The organism is Pseudomonas sp. RIT623, assembly GCF_004519305.1.
Taxonomy (GTDB): Bacteria; Pseudomonadota; Gammaproteobacteria; order Pseudomonadales; family Pseudomonadaceae; genus Aquipseudomonas.
This window is the reverse complement of the sequence record NZ_SOZA01000018.1, coordinates 14769-33002: the sequence shown is the minus strand read 5'-3', so window position 1 is coordinate 33002 and position 18234 is coordinate 14769. Positions and strand designations below refer to the sequence as shown.

Here is an 18234-nt window from a genome sequence, read left to right as displayed (position 1 = left end):
GTCACAGGTTTGCAGACTTGGATGATACGGGATTAGGGTGAAAGAACACGCGCTCGCGGATTGGTCCTACTGCGATTTCACCGATTTCCTGGTAGCCCTGTCGCTGGTAGAACGCCAGGTAGTGGGCATTGCCTGTATCGAGCACCACGCCGTCGCTGCTCAGGTCCTCGGCGCACCAGTCATGCACGGCCTGCAGCAGCTGCTCGCCGTGCTGCTGCCCCTGAAATTGCGGATGCACCCCGGACAACGGCAGCACATGCACCTGCTCGCTGGGCAGGCAGCCGGCCAACGCCGCCTGGTAGTCCAGATAGCGGCGGGTACAGCGCAAGCCGGTGCCAAGGATCATGCGCAGGCGCCAGGCCCAACTGTCCGCCACGCCCAGGCGCCGCTGCGGTGGCACGATCAACGCCACGCCGATCAGACGATCGTCGTGCAACAGGCCAATGGCAGGCAGTTGCAGGTAGAAATGCTGGCGCACCCATTCACGTACCATCACCCGCAGGCGCCGCTCGTAGCCCGGGCGCTGGGCTTCAAACAACCAGGCGAAGGTCGGCTCGTGACGATAGGCATGGTAGAGCAGCGAACGCACCTCGCGGGCGTAGCCCTCATCGAGCACACAGGTGCGCGCCGTGGTGGCGATGGTCTCAGGCATTGCGGGCGGTCCTCCTGGAATGGGCATACAGTGCCTTGGAGCCGTTTCACGGCGTGTGGTTCAGCTCTTCTCCCAGCACGTTAGCAGCGCCGCCGACACCGCGCCACGCTGGCCGTGAGCGCCGTTGTCGGCTAGCATCCGTGGCTTTTACCAGGATCGTCTTGCCATGAAGATCGTCTCGTTCAACATCAATGGCCTGCGCGCCCGCCCCCACCAGTTGGCGGCACTGATCGACAAGCACCAGCCGGACGTGATCGGCCTGCAGGAAACCAAGGTCAGCGACGATCAGTTCCCGCTGGCCGAGGTCGAGGCACTCGGCTATCACGTGCATTTCCATGGCCAGAAAGGCCACTACGGTGTGGCCTTGCTCTCGAAGCAGGCGCCGTTGTCGCTGTCCAAGGGTTTCACCACTGACGAGGAAGACGCCCAGCGGCGCTTCATCTGGGGCACCTTCGCTGACGCCGATGGCACGCCGATCACCATCATGAACGGCTACTTCCCCCAGGGCGAAAGCCGCGACCACCCCACCAAGTTCCCGGCCAAGCAGCGTTTCTACAGCGACCTGCAGGCACTGCTCGAAGGGCAGTTCAAAAACGATCAGCCGTTGGTGGTGATGGGCGATGTGAACATCTCGCCCCAGGACTGCGACATCGGCATAGGCCCGGACAATGCCAAGCGCTGGCTCAAGACCGGCAAGTGCAGCTTCCTGCCCGAGGAGCGTGAATGGATGGAGCGGCTCAAGGGCTGGGGGCTGGTCGACAGTTTCCGCCACTTGCACCCCGAAGTGAGTGACCGTTTCAGCTGGTTCGACTACCGCAGCCGCGGGTTCGAGGACGAGCCCAAGCGCGGGCTGCGCATCGACCTGATCATGGCATCGCAGGGGCTGCTGCCGCGGCTGAAGGCGGCCGGGGTCGACTATGATCTGCGTGGCATGGAGAAACCCTCGGATCATGCACCGATCTGGCTTGAGTTGGCCTGAACCCTGGCATTCCCCCCCCCATCTGAATCACCAGGCCCCAATATGCGGGGCCTGCGCCTGTCATCGAGATCGCTGTGAGTACCAACGGAATCAAAGGAAGGTCGCTGCAGGACTTTGTGCCCCTGAGCGCGGCAGAACAGCAATTGCTGGCGTGCTGCAGCAGCGGCCAACTGGCCCGCATAAGCAGCACCAGACCGCAGGTCCCCTACCCTATACGCGTCATCCGTGCCGCGTTCCTGAGATTCCTGATTCTTGGCGGAGACCGAAATACAGCTATCCATGAGCGCGGCATTCGCGTGCAGGGCGCCTATATCAGCGGCCACCTCGACCTGCGCAATTCGAAAGCCTCGACCTCCTTCGAGTTGCGCCTCTGTACCTTAGAGCAGCCCCTGAACTTGAACGAAGCCGAGATCACCGGCGCTATCCGCCTTTCTGGATGCCGAGTACCCAAACTACTCGCCAACCGTTGCGTCATCCACAGCGATCTTCGCCTGACCAATACATGGCTGGAGCAAGGCCTCGCCGCCTGGAACGCCAGCATCCAGGGCAACCTGATTCTGCGCAAGGTAAAGAGCGATGGCTCATTGTCGCTTCCGGGCACGCAGATCAGTGGCATGTTTCATTGTTTTAAATCTTCACTACTTGCAGCAAACGAACCGGCATTGATTCTCAACAATTTGACGCTGGGGGCGGGTATCTACTTTGCCGATTCCAAGCTTCAGGGCCTGCGTTGCCAGCTGGCAACAATCAATGGCGGGTTTCGCTTGCAAACGACGACCCTGCTGGCACACGAAGGCGTGGCGCTTGACTTGAGCGGCACGCAACTGCGACACAACCTGTTCATGAGCGGCGCGCAAGTTCAAGGCCAGACCAGGCTTGCCTCCACGCGCGTGGGCGGGACTCTTTCGCTTGATGGCGCATTCGATGGTGGCGATGCTGATGCTGTCAACGCCCATGCCGCTGTGCTCCAGGGAGAGCTATCCCTGCCCAAAGGGTTCAGCGCCAAAGGCACGGTGAGGTTCACCAAGGCGCAAATCAATGACAACGCCGAGCTGCTGGGACGCTTCGAAGGGACTGACGTTGCAATCATCTTCGACAGCGCTAAGATTGACGGCCGCCTCAATCTTTCGCGTGCCGAAGTCTTTGGCGAAGTCCGGCTGATTACCACCCAGATTGGCGGACAACTGGTTTGCAAGGGTACCCAGCTACACGCAAACAACGGTAACGCCCTGAGCGCCGATGCCGCGACCATCGGCAGAGATGCGCATTTCATTGCCGATTTCTACGCCAAAGGCACCGTAAGACTGCTGTGCACAACGTTCGAAGGAGACTTGATCTTTAACCAAGCACGGTTCGAGGGCGATGCTGCCAGTCGATCGCTCAATGCCAACCAATCGAAAGTCCTGGGCAAGGTCGTACTTAATGTTCAGGCCAGTGGCAGTGTTGCCTTCAACGATGCCTGCATCGAAGGTGAATTGCGCTGCGATCGCAGCACTTTCGCCACCGACTCGACCGAAACCCTTAGCCTGAAAAAGACCCGGATCAAGGGCACGCTCTCGCTTCTCAAGTTCGCCAGCCCATTGAGCAGGGCCTCTTTCGAGCATGCCCAGGTAGGGCGCCTGGATGACGATAAAGACACCTGGGGAGAACAGATTGTCCTCAATGGCTTCAAGTACGACGCGCTGGCCGCCAATCCACCGTTGAGCCTGGCCACGCGCCTCAAGTGGCTGCAATCGCAGGTCGCGCAACTGGCTGCGCCAACTCCAAAACCATCAGGCAGGTACCAACGGATCAAGTGCTGGCTGAACAAGCGCTGGCCTGGGGTATGCCGCTTCAATGCGCGGCGCGCCGAGGATTTTCGTCCTCAACCCTGGTGGCAACTCAAGCAAGTGCTTGAGGACTCTGCGCATTTTGCCGAGGCACGGCGGGTTGGCATCGAGTTGGAAAAGGAAAGACGCAAACTCGGCCTTATCGACCAACCGCTCGATCCCGAGCACCAACATCGAGGCCTGGTCAGCCGCCTGGTGAGCCGTTGCCTGCATTGGGCGTACGGGCAATTCACCGACTACGGTTACCGGCCTATCAAGCTGCTGCACTACTTCGTGGGCACTTGGCTGGCGTGTGCAGCGATCTACTGGGCCGCCGCGCTGGTGGGGATCTTCGCCCCAACCGACCCACGCATCTATCAGAACCCTGCCTATCAGGCCTGCCGTCCCAACAGTAGCGAGGCCTGGCCGCCGATCAAACCAAGGCTCAAGGAAAACTGGTACCTGTGCGCCGAGCTACCCGCCGAGTACACAGGGTTCAGCCCCCTGGCCTATTCGCTGGATGTGCTGATGCCTTTTGTCGACCTCAAGCAGGAAACCGACTGGGCGCCGCTGGTTCCCACGCCCAAGGCCGATCCCAGCCAGGAGTTCCAGGCGCTCACGGCGCAACATGCCGTGCGTCTGGTGATCTGGCTGCAGACCTTGATCGGCTGGGGCATCGGCCTGTTGGCCGCGGCGATCATTTCGGGCCTGGCGCGCAAGACCGAATGAACGCTGCCCGACCTACAGGCTGACGCCCAACGCCTTGCGCAGCGGTTCGACGCGCGCATCATCGGCGGCGCTGACCAAGGCAAAGTTGTAGTCGCCATGCGACCAGTACCGCGCCGCCAGCTGGCCCTCGGTACGCTGGCCGGTGGGCATGCGTTCGAAATGCTCGCCGGGCGAGCGCAGGAACAGGCTGATGCGTTGACCCTGGCCGTCCTCGAACACCAGCAAGGCCGCAGGCCCCGCTTCGTTGCTCAGCAAGCGCGCGCCCACCGGCTGGAAACCGAAGCCGGCCAGGTCCGGCAACTGGCCGACCCGGTTGAAGTGGCGGCCCAGCCACGCTTGCAAACGCGCCGGATCACTGGCCTGGATATCCAGTGCGCTGGCCTGGGCGAACATCCGGTGGGCTTGCACGGCATCGGCCATCGGCAACATGCCGGCGAACAGCGTCGCCTCCCGCGCCTGCCAGCCCCCTAGCCCGCCCAGGCCCACGGCCAGCAGCAGCACGGCCGCCGCGGCCAGGCGCCGTTGCCGGCGTTGGCGCAAGCGCTTGCGCAATGGCGCCAATTCCAGAGCCGAGTCGAGCGGCCGCTCGCCAAACCCCGCCAGGGCCGCGCGCAAGCGCCTGGCATCCACTTGCCAGGCCTCGATCCGCGCCGCCTCCTGCGGGTTGGCCGCCAGCCAGGCCTCGACCTCGGCCCGGCGCGTAGGGGCCAGGCGCTCGTCGATATAGGCGTGCAGTTCGTGTTCAGTGGGGATCAGGCGTGTCATTTGAGTCTCCGCAAGACCGAGGGCGCAGGGTCGTCCTCGGTCAGTTGACGCAGGGCGGCGCGGGCCCGCGACAGCCGCGACATCACGGTGCCGATGGGGATACCAAGGGTTTCGGCGGTTTGCTTGTAGCTCAGGCCCTCGACGCTGACCAGCAACAGCAAGGCCCGCTGCTCGGTGGGCAGGCGCGCGAACGCCTGCAGGTCGGCCTGGGCCAGGACGATGCGCTCGGTTTCGTCGTTTGCCGTGTCCTCGGCAAGGCCCTGGCCAAACCAGGACAACCAGCGCGCATGCAGGCGCTCGCGGCGCTTGGTGTCCAGAAACAAGCGGTACAGGATGGTGAACAGCCAAGGCCGCAGGCCTTCGCGTTCGCGCTGCTGGCCACGGCGGCTCAGGGCTCGTTCAACCGTGGCCTGGACCAGGTCGTCGGCGCTGCCGGGCTCACGGGTCAGCCACAGAGCGAAGCGCCGTAGGCGTTGCAGCAGTTCGCGCCATTGTTGCTCATCCAGGTCATGCATGGTCGGGTTCCGGGCCCCTGTGGGCGGTCAGTGTAAGAGGCTGACGCACTCGCATGAAATTTATTCCCTGTCATCGAGCAATCCCAAGCGTAGGAGCCAGCCTTGCTGGCGAACCAGGCGCCGCGGTGGATGACACCGGCCTTGCCGCTGTTCGTCGACAAACCGACGCCCAGCACAACCGAGGAATACATCATTGCCTCGCGCGTCGTACTGGCTCATTCCAACAACAGGGACCGCCCCATGAATACCCCCTTGCCCGGCCCCGCCAGAGCCTTGCGCCTGGCCGCGATCGGCGCCACCCTCGCGGCGCTGGGCGCAGGCTTCGCCTATGCCGCCGGCTGGATCGGCAGCGCCAAACTGACACCGCAACGCATCATCGACACCTTCGAGGCCCAGGCCGGCCATCACCCAGGCTTTCGCAAGAACCACGCCAAGGGGCTGTGCGTCAGCGGCTACTTCCAGAGCAGCGGCCAGGCCGCGGCGCTTTCCAGCGCGCGGGTCTTCAGCCAACAGCGGGTGCCGGTGATCGGCCGCTTCGCCATCGGCGGCGCCAACCCGTTCGCACCCGATACCGCGATACCGGTGCGCAGCCTGGCGCTGCAGCTGACCAGCGACGATGGCCAGATCTGGCGCACCGGTATGAACAACCCACCGGTACTGGCGGTCAGCACACCCGAAGGGTTCTACGCCCAGGTTCTGGCCGGCGCCCCCGACCCGGCCACCGGCAAGCCCGACCCGGCAAAACTGCAAGCCTTCTTCGCCAGCCATCCCGAGAGCGCGGCATTTCGCCAGTGGGCGGCCAGCTACACGCCCAGCGACAGCTTCGCCAACACCGCCTACCACAGCATCAACGCCTTTCGCCTGATTGCCGCCGATGGCAAGGCACAACCGGTGCGTTGGGCCCTGGAGCCTCAGGCCCCCTTCGCCGCCCTGCCCGCCCAAATCGACGACAAGCAATTCCTCCAGCACGACCTGCAGCAACGGCTAGCCCAAGGTCCCTTGCGCTGGACCCTGCGCCTGACCCTGGCAGAGCCCGGTGACCCGGTGGACGACCCGGCACGCCCCTGGCCTGCCGAACGTCGCAGCCTGGATGCCGGCACCCTGGTCCTGGAACAGGTCGATGGCCCCGAACAAGGCGCTTGCCGCGACCTTAACTTCGATCCACTGATCCTGCCCCAGGGTATCGAGCCCTCTGCCGACCCGATCCTCGCGGCCCGCTCAGCCGCCTATTCAGTGTCATTCAACCGCCGCAGCCACGAATCGCTGAGCGAAGGAGCCCAGCCATGAGCGTCACCACCTTCCACCCCCTGGCGCGCCTGCTGCACTGGCTGATGGCGCTGCTGATCCTGGCCATGTTGTTCATCGGCGTCTACATGGTTGCCGACCTCTCGCCCCGCCACCCGCTGCTGGTCGAACTGCACAAGGCCACTGGCCTGGCCCTGCTGGTGCTGGTGATCCTGCGCATCGCCCTGCGCCTGACCCTGGCGCACCCACCGCTGCCACGCCAACTGCCGACCGCGCAGCGCCTGGCCGCCGGGGCATCGCACCTGTTGCTCTACGCCCTGATGCTGGGCATGCCGCTGTTGGGCTGGGCCATGCTCTCGGCCGGCGGCTATCCACGCCCGCTGCAATTGCCTGCCATCGCGCCACACGATCTACAGTTGTATGCCGTGCTGCGCCAGGCCCACGGTTGGGCCGGCTACCTGCTGTTCGCCACCGTGCTGCTGCATTTGGGCGCGGCATTGCTGCACGCCCTGGTGCACCGCGACGGCGTCTTGCGTAGCATGTGGCCAGGCCCATTGCGTGGTGGTGAATGAGCACTACCGGGGTCGACAAGCGTAAATAATTATTACTAACATCGGCGCTCATTTTGTCGAACTGCCCCGGACTGCCCCATGAACGTCGCAAAGGACCCTGCCGCATTCACCCCAGCCAGCACCCTGGACTTGCGTCCGCTGATGCTGGTCAACATGGCCTGTACCATGTCGATGATGGCCTTCGTCGCCCTGATCGGCCCCATCGCCCGCCTGCTGGGCATGGCCACCTGGCAGGCCGGCGCGGCGGTGACCGTGGCCGGCGTGGTCTGGGTGATCCTGGCGCGGCCTTGGGGCCGCCTGGCCGACCGTTATGGCCGGCGCCGCGTGCTGCTGCTCGGCAGCGGTGGTTTCACCCTGGCCTATTGGGTGCTGTGCCTGTTCATCGACGGCGCATTGCGTTGGCTGCCGGGAGCGACCCTGGCGTTCCTTGGCCTGATGCTGGCCCGCGGTATGATCGGCGCTTTCTATGCCGCCCTGCCGGTCGGCGGCAATGCGTTGATCGCCGACCATGTGGAACCGCAACGCCGGGCCCGGGCAATGGCATCGTTGGGCGCGGCCAACGCCGTCGGCCTGGTGGTAGGCCCGGCGCTGGCCGCGCTGCTGTCGCGCTACAGCCTGAGCCTGCCGTTCTATGCCATGTCGCTGCTGCCGGCCACGGCGTTTCTGGTGCTGCTGTTCAAGCTCAAGCCACAGCCACTGGCGCAGACCCATGCGCCTAATCCTGTGCGGTTGTCCGATCCACGCTTGCGTCGCCCATTGCTGGTGGCGTTCAGTGCCATGCTCAGCATCACCGTGTCACAAATCGCCGTGGGTTTCTTCGCCCTCGACCGCTTGCAATTGGAGGCAGGAGCCGCCGCCCAGGCTGCCGGTATCGCCCTGACCTGCGTGGGCGTGGCGCTGATGCTGGCCCAGGTGTTCCTGCGCAAGCTGGAGTGGCCACCGGCAAAAATGATCCGCATCGGCGCCAGCGTTTCCGGGCTGGGTTTCGCTGCCGCGGCACTGGCCACCCACGCTTCCTGGCTGTGGGGCGCATTCTTCGTCGCCGCCTTCGGCATGGGCTTTGTCTTTCCGGCATTCTCTGCCCTGGCCGCCAATGCCATGCAGGCTAGCGAACAAGGCGCCACCGCAGGTTCGATCGGCGCGGCGCAGGGCATGGGCGCGGTGGTCGGGCCACTGGCCGGCACCCTGGTCTATGCCCTTGATCCACGCTTGCCGTTTCTGGCGGTGGGCCTGCTGTTGCTGGTGGTCGGGCTATGGCCGACAGTCGCCGACCAACGCCACTGATGCACACAGCGCGCGAGCGTGCAGAGTGTGTTTTAATGCGTCGCCCATTATTTTTGACACCTCTGCAAACAAGGCGGCTATGGACACGGGGACACGACTCAAACTGGTGCGTGAACGCAACAACCTCTCCCAGCGGGAACTGGCCCGCCGCAGCGGCCTGACCAACTCGACGATCTCACAGATCGAGCAGAACCGGGTCAGCCCTTCGGTCAGTTCCCTGAAGAAGTTGCTCGAAGGGATCCCCATGTCCCTGGCGGAATTTTTCAGCTTCGACGAGCCGGTGCGCGAAGAGCGCTATGTGTTCCGTGGCGGCGAACAGCCGGACCTGGGCCGTAACGGCCTGCGCATGCTGCTGGTCGGCGCCAGTGTCGAAGGCCGGCAGATGCGTATGTTGCGTGAACTGTATGCCCCCGGCGCCGATTCCGGCGAGCCGATAGTGCATGCCGAAGGCGAGGAATGCGGCCTGGTCACCCGGGGTACCCTGGAGCTGTGGGTCGACGGCCAGGTCAGCGTGCTCAACGCCGGCGATGGTTACTACATCCCCACCACCCTGCCTCACAGCTTCAAGAACATCGGCCCCGACGAGGCCGAGATCATCAGCGCCAATACCCCGGCGAACTTCTAACCTGCCCATGCCCAGCGTCGCCAGCCGCGAGGCGTACCAGTGCCTGCGTGACGCCGCCCTCGGCGTCCGGCCACTGGTAACCGTCGCCCACCTGAACGGCGGGCAAATCGACGTGCTGATCGAAGGCTGGCGACTGACCCTGGTGCGTGACAGCGAAGGCCTGGCCCTTTGCAGCCACTGCCAGAGCCCGGATGGACGCCAAGGCACGCTGGACGATTGGCAGCGTTATGGCACCAATCCGGTCGATCACCTGAGCATTTGGGAGCGAGGTCAGGTAGAACGCCTGCTGGCCTGACCCGCTCCTACAGGGGTTGTCATGACCCAGATCATCATGCCTGCCGAGCCAACGCCTGTTCGACGAAATCCAGCCGGTCCTGGCCGAAGAACATCTGCCCGTCGACGAAGAACGTCGGCGCCCCGAACAAGCCGCGCTCGACCGCCTCCTCGGTGGCTTTGCGCAAGGCGTCCTTGACCTCGGGCCGGGCGGCCAGCTCGTGGAATTCCTCGGCCTCGAAGCCACCGTCAGCCAGGGTTTGCTCCAAAACCACAGGATCTGCCAGATTGCGTCCATGCTCGAACAGCCCTGTGAACAGCACTTTCAGCAGCGCCTCGAAACGCTCTTTGGCAAACAACTGGACGCCGGTCAGCCCACGCATCAGGGTCAGGGTGTTGACCGGAAAGCCTGGTGGCAGGGTCAGCGGCACGCCGTAGCGAGAGGCGTAGCGCGCGAGGTCGATGAACACGTAACGCCCCTTGGCCGGCACCGTGATCGGCGAAACATTGCCAGTAGCCTGGAACACACCACCCAGCAGAATCGGCTTGTACACCAGTTGCGCTGCGTGGCGCGCGCACAGGGCAGGTAGTTGGGTCCAGGCCAGGTAGGTGGCCGGGCTGCCCAGGTCCAGGTAGAACTCGACGGTCTTGCTCATGATTCGATCCTTGTATGAGGGGGCTTACCAGCGCTCCAGCCACGGGCGCAGGTCAAGTTCGAAGGTCCAGGCATCCCGTGGCTGGGCGTGCAGGAACCAGTAGCTGTCGGCGATATGCGCAGGATCGAGGATGCCGTCCTGGTCCTTGAGCGCATAGCGTTCAGGAAAGCTGTCGTGGATGAACGCGGTGTCGATGGCGCCATCGACCACCACATGGGCGACATGGATGTTACGTGGCCCCAGTTCCCGCGCCATGCTCTGGGCCAGGGCGCGCAGGCCGTGCTTGGCCCCGGCGAAGGCCGCGAACCCTGACGCGCCACGGGTGCCGGCGGTGGCGCCGGTGAACAGAATGGTGCCGCGCTCGCGGGTGACCATGCGCCGGGCCACCGCCTGGGCGGTGAGAAAACCGGCGAAGCAGGCCATCTCCCAGATCTTGAAGTACTTGCGCGGGGTTTCCTCAAGGATGCTGCAGGGCACATTGGCGCCAATGTTGAAGACAAAGGCCTCGATCGGGCCGATGTCGCGCTCGATGGTTTCCACCAGTTCGGCCACCTCCTCTTCCTTGCGTGCATCAGAGCCAAAGCCATGGGCCTGCCCGCCTTCGGCACGGATCTGGTCGAGCAAAGGTTGCAGCTTCTCGGCCTGGCGCCTGGTCACACACGCGATGTAGCCCTCACGGGCAAAACGCTTGGCGATCTCGCCACCGGTAGCGTCGCCCGCACCAATCACCAGCACGACCTTTTGTTGTTCTGCCATGGATCTCCCCATTGGTAAATGATCGTTTAGTAAACGAACGCTATGCTACGATCACCTCATCGTCAAGCCCGCGCCACGAGGTTTCGCGCATGCGCTACGCCACCGACCATAAACAACAGACTCGCGAAAAACTGCTGATCAGCAGCGGCGCGCTGGCCAAGCGCGGCGGTTTCTCCGCCACCGGCGTGGCCGGGCTGATGAAGGCCATCGGCCTGACCGGCGGGGCCTTCTACAACCATTTCCCGTCCAAGGACGACCTGTTCAGCGAAATCGTCCGTCGCGAACTGAGCAACAGCCCCCTGGGCCGGCAGGCCGAGCATGGCGTCGACCGCGCGCGCCTCAAGCGCCTGCTCGAGCAGTACCTGAGCCTGGCCCACCTGCACAACGCCGAAGGCGGCTGCCCGCTGCCGCCACTGGGGGTGGAGATCGCCCGCGCCGAGCAACCGGTGCGCGAGCAGGCCGAGCACTGGCTGGTGGCACTACAGCAGGCGTGGAGCGAGACGCTCGACGACCCGGAGCTGGCCTGGGCCTTGCTCAGCCAGTGTGTCGGCGCGCTGGTGGTGGGTCGCATGCTGGCCAGCGAACCGGTGCAGGCACAGGTGCTGGACGCCAGCCGCAAGCTGGTCGAGCGGGTTTTCGATGAAGTTCGCTAGCACGCTGCTGGGCTTGCTGCTGGCCTTGCCCGCCTTCGCCCAAGACAGCTGCCCGACCGGGCAGTACCAGGTCTGCCTGGTGGTGTGCTTCTGCGCGCCCATCGACCCCAACCAAGGAGGCCAGGTGCTGCAGGATGTCGAGCGCATGGCCAGCGGCAGCCTGGTGTTCGCCCTGCGCCAGGCACGCGACGAAGCCATCGCCAACGGCACGCAGCCGATTCCCCTGCATATTCGCGCCCAGCTCGAACCCTGGTACGACTTCGCCGTGCTCGACGCGGCACGTTACCGGGTCGGTAGCGAACAGCAGATCAGCGCCGCCAACGCTCTACTGCAGAACCCGGACGTCAACGCCGTGACCCTGATCGACACGGTCATCTTCCGCCGCCCCGGCGATGCCGAGGACAACGTGGCATTGTGGGCCCATGAGCTCAAGCACGTGCAGCAGTATCAGGAGCTGGGAGTGGAGGAGTTCGCCAGGCGCTACACCCGCGACTATCAGGCGCTGGAAGGGCCGGCCTACGAGATCGAGGCGCAGGTGGCCAAGGCGTTGCGCGAAAAGGCATCCGGCGGGCCACGCTGACTGCCGTACCACACCGCCCCCTGTAGGAGCCGCGCTGGAATCATGCGTAACGATCGATGATGGCACCCGACATATCATTGCCCGTGATAATAACCTTCGCTGCATTCGATTCGTGCGTCACGCGCAAGACACTCAAACTCCGCCCACTACTAATACTTTGGCGGAGTTCTCCATGGACCACTCACTTAAACCCTTGCGCTTTCCCCTCGCTGCCCTGGCAGTGGTGGTGCTCAGCGCTTGTGGCCGCACCCCCGACGCCGTGCAGGCTCCCGCTGCGCCCAAAGTCAGCGTTGCCAAGGTCATCGAACAGCCGATCAATGAATGGGACGAGTTCACCGGCCGCCTCGAAGCACCGGAAACCGTAGAGATACGCCCACGCGTGTCCGGCCAGATCGACCTGGTGGCTTTCACCGAGGGTGCCCAGGTAAAGAAAGGCGACCTGCTGTTCCAGATCGACCCACGTCCGTTCCAAGCCGAAGTACGCCGCCTCGAAGCCCAACTGCAACAAGCCAAGGCCACCGCCATTCGCAGCGCCAACGAGGCCCGCCGTGGCGAGCGCCTGCGTGACAGCAATGCGATTTCCGCGGAACTGGCCGAATCGCGCAGCAGCAGCGCCGCCGAAGCCCGCGCGGGGGTCGATGCGATCCAGGCACAACTGGACCTGGCTCGCTTGAACCTGAGCTTCACCCGGGTCAGCGCGCCGATCAGCGGCCGTGTCAGCCGTGCCCAGTTCACCGCCGGCAACATCGTCACCGCCGACGTCACCCCGTTGACCAGCGTGGTCTCCACCGACAAGGTCTACGCCTACTTCGACGCCGACGAGCGTGTGTACCTCAAGTACACCCAGCTGGCCCGCGAAGGCCAGCGCGGCCAGAGCACCCCGGTGTACCTGGGGCTGACCAGCGAAACCGGCAACCCGCACCTGGGCCAGATGAACTTCGTCGACAACCAGGTCAACCCGCGCACCGGCACCATCCGTGGCCGCGCCGTGTTCGACAACCGCGACGGCCAGTTCACCCCCGGCCTGTATGCGCGCCTGAAGCTGGTCGGCAGCGCCCAGTACGACGCCGTGCTGATCAACGACGAAGCGGTCGGCACCGACCTTGGCAAGAAGTTCGTGCTGGTCATGGACAAGGACAACAAGGCCGCCTACCGCGCCGTGGAACTGGGCCCCAAGCTCGAAGGCCTGCGTATCGTGCGCAGCGGCCTGGCCAAGGACGACCGCATCGTGGTCAAGGGCCTGCAACGCGTGCGCCCTGGCTCGCCGGTCACCCCGGAGGAAACGCCAATGGCCAGCGAGCAGACCCTCGCCGCCCTCGCCCAGCAGCGCCAGGCCCTGGAGGCCAGCAACCCGACGCCGAAAGTGGCCGGGGCCAATGTAAAAGTCGCCAGCGCCCAAGCGCCGCGCGGTTAAGGGACCACACCGATGAACTTTTCGAAATTCTTCATTACCCGGCCGATCTTCGCCGCGGTGCTGTCGCTGGTGCTGCTGATCGCGGGTTCGATCTCGCTGTTCCAGCTGCCGATCAGCGAATACCCCGAAGTGGTGCCGCCCACCGTGGTGGTGCGCGCCAACTTCCCCGGCGCCAACCCCAAGGTGATCGGCGAAACCGTCGCCGCGCCGCTTGAACAGGCCATCACCGGTGTCGAGAACATGCTGTACATGTCCTCGCAGTCCACCGCCGACGGCAAGCTGACCCTGACCATCACCTTCGCCCTGGGCACCGACCTGGACAACGCTCAGGTGCAGGTGCAGAACCGCGTGACCCGCACCCAGCCCAAGCTGCCCGAAGAAGTGACGCGCATCGGCATCACCGTCGACAAGGCCTCGCCCGACCTGACCATGGTCGTGCACCTGACGTCGCCGGATAACCGCTACGACATGCTCTACCTGTCCAACTACGCCATCCTCAACATCAAGGACGAGCTGGCGCGCCTGGGCGGCGTGGGCGATGTGCAACTGTTCGGCATGGGCGACTACTCGCTGCGGGTGTGGCTCGACCCGAACAAGACCGCCTCGCGCAACCTCACCGCCAGCGACGTAGTGGCAGCGATCCGCGAGCAGAACCGCCAGGTCGCCGCCGGCCAGCTGGGCGCCCCGCCCGCCCCGGGCTCGACCAGCTTCCAGCTGTCGATCAACACCCAGGGCCGCCTGGTCAACGAGGAAGAGTTCGAGAACATCATCATCCGCGCCGGTGCCGACGGCGAGATCACCCGCCTGAAGGACATCGCCCGGGTCGAGCTCGGCTCCAGCCAGTACGCCCTGCGCTCGCTGCTGAACAACCAGCCGGCGGTGGCCCTGCCGATCTTCCAGCGCCCAGGCTCGAACGCCATCGAGATCTCCGACCAGGTCCGGGCGAAGATGGCCGAGCTGAAGAAGGACTTCCCCGAAGGCATGGACTACAGCATCGTCTATGACCCCACCGTGTTCGTTCGCGGCTCCATCGAGGCGGTGGTGCACACGCTGTTCGAAGCGTTGATCCTGGTGGTGCTGGTGGTGATCCTGTTCCTGCAGACCTGGCGCGCCTCGATCATCCCGCTGATGGCGGTACCGGTGTCGCTGATCGGCACCTTCGCGGTCATGCACCTGTTCGGCTTCTCGCTCAACGCGCTGTCGCTGTTCGGCCTGGTGCTGGCCATCGGTATCGTGGTCGACGACGCCATCGTCGTGGTGGAGAACGTCGAACGCAACATCGGCCTGGGCCTGAAGCCGCTCGAGGCCACGCAAAAAGCCATGAGCGAGGTGACCGGGCCAATCATCGCCACCGCCCTGGTGCTGTGCGCGGTATTCGTGCCGGCGGCATTCATCTCTGGCCTGACCGGCCAGTTCTACAAGCAGTTCGCCCTGACCATCGCCATCTCCACCGTGATCTCGGCGTTCAACTCGCTGACCCTGTCGCCGGCCCTGGCCGCGGTGCTGCTCAAGGACCATCACGCACCCAAGGACCGTTTCTCGCGGATCCTGGAAAAGCTGTTGGGCAACTGGCTGTTCGCGCCATTCAACCGCTTCTTCGACCGCGCCAGCCATCGCTACGTCGGCGGCGTGCGCCGGGTCATCCGCTCCAGCGGCATCGCCCTGTTCGTCTATGCCGGCCTGATGGGCCTGACCTACCTGGGCTTCTCGTCCACCCCGACCGGCTTCGTTCCGGCCCAGGACAAGCAGTACCTGGTGGCCTTCGCCCAACTGCCTGACGCCGCCAGCCTCGACCGTACCGAGGCTGTGATCAAGCGCATGAGCGAAATTGCCCTGAAACAACCGGGCGTGGCCGACTCGGTGGCCTTCCCGGGCCTGTCGATCAACGGTTTCACCAACAGCCCGAACAGCGGCATCGTGTTCACCCCGCTCAAGCCGTTCGACCAGCGCAAGGACCCCAGCCAGTCGGCCGGTGCCATCGCCGCCGCGCTGAACGCGCAGTTCGCCGACATTCAGGACGCCTACATCGCGATCTTCCCGCCACCGCCGGTCCAAGGGCTGGGCACCATCGGCGGCTTCCGCCTGCAGATCGAGGACCGTGGCAACCTGGGTTACGAGGCGCTGTACAAGGAAACCCAGAACATCATCGCCAAGAGCCACAACGTGCCGGAGCTGGCCGGTCTGTTCACCAGCTACCAGGTCAACGTGCCCCAGGTCGATGCTGCCATCGACCGGGAAAAGGCCAAGACCCACGGCGTGGCGATCAACGATATCTTCGACACCCTGCAGATCTACCTGGGCTCGCTGTACACCAACGACTTCAACCGCTTTGGCCGTACCTACCAGGTCAACGTCCAGGCCGAGCAGCAGTTCCGCCTCGATGCCGAACAGATCGGCCAGCTGAAGGTGCGCAACAACCTGGGCGAGATGATCCCGCTGGCGACCTTCCTCAAGGTCAGCGACACCTCGGGGCCTGACCGCGTGATGCACTACAACGGCTTCATCACCGCTGAAATCAACGGCGCCGCAGCCCCCGGCTACAGCTCCGGCCAGGCCGAGGCGGCCATCGAGAAACTGCTGAAAGAGGAACTGCCCAACGGCATGACCTTCGAGTGGACCGACCTGACCTACCAGCAGATCCTTTCGGGCAATACCGCACTGTTCGTGTTCCCGCTGTGCGTGCTGCTGGCCTTCCTGGTGCTGGCCGCCCAGTACGAAAGCTGGAGCCTGCCGCTGGCGGTGATCCTGATCGTGCCGATGACCCTGCTGTCGGCCATCACCGGGGTGATCATCTCCGGTGGCGACAACAACATCTTCACCCAGATCGGCCTGATCGTACTGGTGGGCCTGGCGTGCAAGAACGCGATCCTGATCGTCGAGTTCGCCAAGGATGAACAGGCCAAGGGGCTCGACCCGCTGGCTGCGGTACTGGAAGCCTGCCGCCTGCGCCTGCGGCCGATCCTGATGACCTCGATCGCCTTCATCATGGGTGTGGTGCCGCTGGTGTTCTCCTCTGGCGCCGGTGCCGAGATGCGTCACGCCATGGGTGTGGCGGTGTTCTCGGGGATGATCGGGGTGACCGTGTTCGGCCTGTTCCTGACCCCGGTGTTCTTCTTCCTGATCCGCCGTTTCGTCGAGCGTCGCCAGGCCCGCAAGGCCGAACACGTCGTGGCACTGGAGAACCATGCATGAAGTTGCTCAAACCCCTGACCCCGAGCCTGCTGGCACTGGCCTTGGCGGCCTGCGCGGTGGGCCCGGACTACCAGGCCCCGCTGACCGAACCGGCCAAGCTGGACGCCGGCCTTGCAGCCAAAGCCTATGACGGCAGCCGCTTCGAGAGCCTGTGGTGGAAACAGTTCGACGACCCGGTGCTGAACCAGCTGGTACAGGGATCGCTGGACGGCAACCGCGACCTGCGCGTGGCCTTTGCCCGCCTTAAAGCGGCGCGGTCAATTCGCGAGGACGTGTCCAACGACCAGCTCCCCGTGGTCACCAGCCGCGCCAGCAGCGACCTGGGCAAGGGCCAGGTGCCCGGCCAGATCGAGCGCCGGGTCAACAGCGAGCGTTATGACCTGGGCCTGGACATGGCCTGGGAGCTTGACCTGTTCGGCCGCATCCAGCGCCAGATCGAAGCCAGCGAAGCCCAGGAGGCAGCCGCCGAGGCCGACCTGCAACAGCTGCAGGTAAGCCTGATCGCCGAGCTGGTCGATGCCTACGGTCGATTGCGCGGTGCGCAGCTGCGCGAGCAGATCGCCCTGGCCAACCTCAAGACCCAGCAGCAGTCCCGGGACATCACCGTGACCCTGCGCGACACCGGGGTCGGCAACGAGCTCGACGTGGTCCGCGCCGACGCCCGCCTGGCGGGTGTCGAAGCCAGCGTGCCGCAATTGCAGGCCGAACAGGTACGGGCCAAGAACCGCATCGCCACCCTGCTCGGCCAGCGCCCTGACGCCATGACCGTGGATCTCTCGCCCAAGGCTCTGCCGGCGATCGCCAAGGCCTTGCCGGTGGGCGATCCCGGCGAGTTGCTGCGCCGCCGTCCGGACATCCGCAGCGCCGAGCGCCAGCTGGCCGCGGCCACGGCCAACGTTGGCGTGGCCACCGCCGACCTGTTCCCGCGGGTCAGCCTCAGTGGTTTCCTCGGTTTCACCGCCGCCCGCGGTTCGCAGATCGGCTCCTCGGCAGCCAATGCCTGGGCGCTGGGCCCGAGCATCACCTGGGCGGCCTTCGACCTGGGCAGCGTGCGCGCCCGCCTGCGCGGCGCCAAGGCCGATGCCGAAGGGGCGTTGGCCAACTACGAACAGCAAGTGCTGCTGGCCCTGGAAGAGTCTTCCAACGCCTTCAGCGACTACGGCAAGCGCCAGCAGCGCCTGCTGGCGCTGATGCGCCAGAGCGACGCCAGCCGCAAGGCGGCGGACCTGGCCTCGGTGCGCTACCGCGAAGGCACGGTGGACTACCTGGTGCTGCTCGACGCCGAACGCGAGCGCCTGAGCGCCGAAGACGCCCAGGCCCAGGGCGAGGTCGAGTTGTACAGCGGCATCGTGGCGATCTACAAGGCCCTCGGCGGCGGCTGGCAGCCGGAGGTGGTCGCCACCACGCAGTGATTGGCTTGTGATGTAAAGACTCCTTTGGTTGGTTCCTCCCCCAACCGTTTGCCCCGCTGGCCTTGGCCCGCGGGGCTTTTTTTGGATGAACCAGTACCTGCCAGGACGTCGGAGCGGACTTGCC

At 64.8% G+C, this 18234-nt stretch carries 17 protein-coding genes; 12 read left to right on the top strand and 5 right to left on the bottom strand.

The window, feature by feature from the left end; translation table 11 throughout:
- Position 1 precedes the first annotated feature (1 nt).
- Positions 2-652, bottom strand: a complete 651-nt coding sequence (locus E3U47_RS13940; RefSeq protein WP_134692017.1) for a GNAT family N-acetyltransferase — start codon at positions 650-652, stop codon at positions 2-4.
- 166 nt (positions 653-818) lie between these two features.
- On the opposite strand from E3U47_RS13940, the gene xthA reads away from it, so the two are divergent.
- Both xthA and E3U47_RS13930 read left to right on the top strand, forming a co-directional pair.
- Entirely contained in the window at positions 819-1631 is an 813-nt protein-coding gene (gene xthA / locus E3U47_RS13935) for an exodeoxyribonuclease III (RefSeq protein ID WP_134692016.1), read from the top strand.
- A 74-nt stretch (positions 1632-1705) separates the two neighbouring features.
- On the top strand, positions 1706-4168 hold the full coding sequence (locus E3U47_RS13930; RefSeq protein WP_134692015.1) for a hypothetical protein: 2463 nt from the start codon (positions 1706-1708) through the stop codon (positions 4166-4168).
- A 12-nt stretch (positions 4169-4180) separates the two neighbouring features.
- On the opposite strand, the gene E3U47_RS13925 is transcribed toward E3U47_RS13930, so the two are convergent.
- Positions 4181-4933, bottom strand: coding sequence for an anti-sigma factor (locus E3U47_RS13925; protein WP_134692014.1), 753 nt, complete (start codon positions 4931-4933; stop codon positions 4181-4183).
- On the bottom strand, positions 4930-5448 hold the full coding sequence (locus E3U47_RS13920; RefSeq protein ID WP_134692013.1) for a sigma-70 family RNA polymerase sigma factor: 519 nt from the start codon (positions 5446-5448) through the stop codon (positions 4930-4932). Before E3U47_RS13920 ends, E3U47_RS13925 begins: the two co-directional genes overlap by 4 nt.
- Positions 5449-5688: 240 nt before the next feature.
- Between E3U47_RS13920 and E3U47_RS13915 the strand changes: the two genes are divergently transcribed.
- The 5 genes from E3U47_RS13915 (at position 5689) to E3U47_RS13895 (ending at position 9469) form a co-directional block, all read left to right on the top strand.
- A complete protein-coding gene (locus E3U47_RS13915) occupies positions 5689-6735 on the top strand; it encodes a catalase family peroxidase (protein WP_134692012.1) in 1047 nt (348 codons plus the stop codon).
- Complete coding sequence (locus tag E3U47_RS13910) at positions 6732-7265, top strand: cytochrome b (RefSeq protein WP_134692011.1); 534 nt, start codon at positions 6732-6734, stop codon at positions 7263-7265. The genes E3U47_RS13915 and E3U47_RS13910 overlap by 4 nt, the downstream gene beginning before the upstream one ends.
- A gap of 78 nt (positions 7266-7343) precedes the next feature.
- Positions 7344-8549: an MFS transporter gene (locus E3U47_RS13905; protein WP_134692010.1), complete on the top strand. Its 1206-nt coding sequence runs from the start codon at positions 7344-7346 to the stop codon at positions 8547-8549.
- A gap of 79 nt (positions 8550-8628) precedes the next feature.
- Positions 8629-9174 carry a cupin domain-containing protein gene (locus E3U47_RS13900; RefSeq protein WP_134692009.1) on the top strand — a complete coding sequence of 182 codons (546 nt, stop codon included), beginning with the start codon at positions 8629-8631 and terminating at the stop codon, positions 9172-9174.
- A gap of 7 nt (positions 9175-9181) precedes the next feature.
- Positions 9182-9469: a hypothetical protein gene (locus tag E3U47_RS13895; RefSeq protein ID WP_134692008.1), complete on the top strand. Its 288-nt coding sequence runs from the start codon at positions 9182-9184 to the stop codon at positions 9467-9469.
- A gap of 34 nt (positions 9470-9503) precedes the next feature.
- Here E3U47_RS13895 and E3U47_RS13890 read toward each other — a convergent pair whose 3' ends face one another.
- Both E3U47_RS13890 and E3U47_RS13885 read right to left on the bottom strand, forming a co-directional pair.
- A complete protein-coding gene (locus E3U47_RS13890; RefSeq protein ID WP_134692007.1) occupies positions 9504-10103 on the bottom strand; it encodes a 2-hydroxychromene-2-carboxylate isomerase in 600 nt (199 codons plus the stop codon).
- A 24-nt stretch (positions 10104-10127) separates the two neighbouring features.
- A complete protein-coding gene (locus E3U47_RS13885; protein WP_134692006.1) occupies positions 10128-10859 on the bottom strand; it encodes an SDR family oxidoreductase in 732 nt (243 codons plus the stop codon).
- Positions 10860-10948: 89 nt separating this feature from the next.
- Between E3U47_RS13885 and E3U47_RS13880 the strand changes: the two genes are divergently transcribed.
- The 5 genes from E3U47_RS13880 (at position 10949) to E3U47_RS13860 (ending at position 18110) form a co-directional block, all read left to right on the top strand.
- A complete protein-coding gene (locus E3U47_RS13880; protein ID WP_134692005.1) occupies positions 10949-11512 on the top strand; it encodes a TetR/AcrR family transcriptional regulator in 564 nt (187 codons plus the stop codon).
- Positions 11499-12092 carry a DUF4157 domain-containing protein gene (locus E3U47_RS13875; protein WP_134692004.1) on the top strand — a complete coding sequence of 198 codons (594 nt, stop codon included), beginning with the start codon at positions 11499-11501 and terminating at the stop codon, positions 12090-12092. Before E3U47_RS13880 ends, E3U47_RS13875 begins: the two co-directional genes overlap by 14 nt.
- 172 nt (positions 12093-12264) lie before the next feature.
- Positions 12265-13506, top strand: a complete 1242-nt coding sequence (gene mexE / locus E3U47_RS13870; RefSeq protein WP_134692003.1) for a multidrug efflux RND transporter periplasmic adaptor subunit MexE — start codon at positions 12265-12267, stop codon at positions 13504-13506.
- 12 nt (positions 13507-13518) lie between these two features.
- Entirely contained in the window at positions 13519-16698 is a 3180-nt protein-coding gene (locus tag E3U47_RS13865; RefSeq protein ID WP_134692002.1) for an efflux RND transporter permease subunit, read from the top strand.
- Positions 16695-18110 (top strand): efflux transporter outer membrane subunit, encoded by a 1416-nt coding sequence (locus E3U47_RS13860; RefSeq protein ID WP_134692001.1) that lies wholly within the window; start codon positions 16695-16697, stop codon positions 18108-18110. The genes E3U47_RS13865 and E3U47_RS13860 overlap by 4 nt, the downstream gene beginning before the upstream one ends.
- Positions 18111-18234 lie beyond the last annotated feature (124 nt).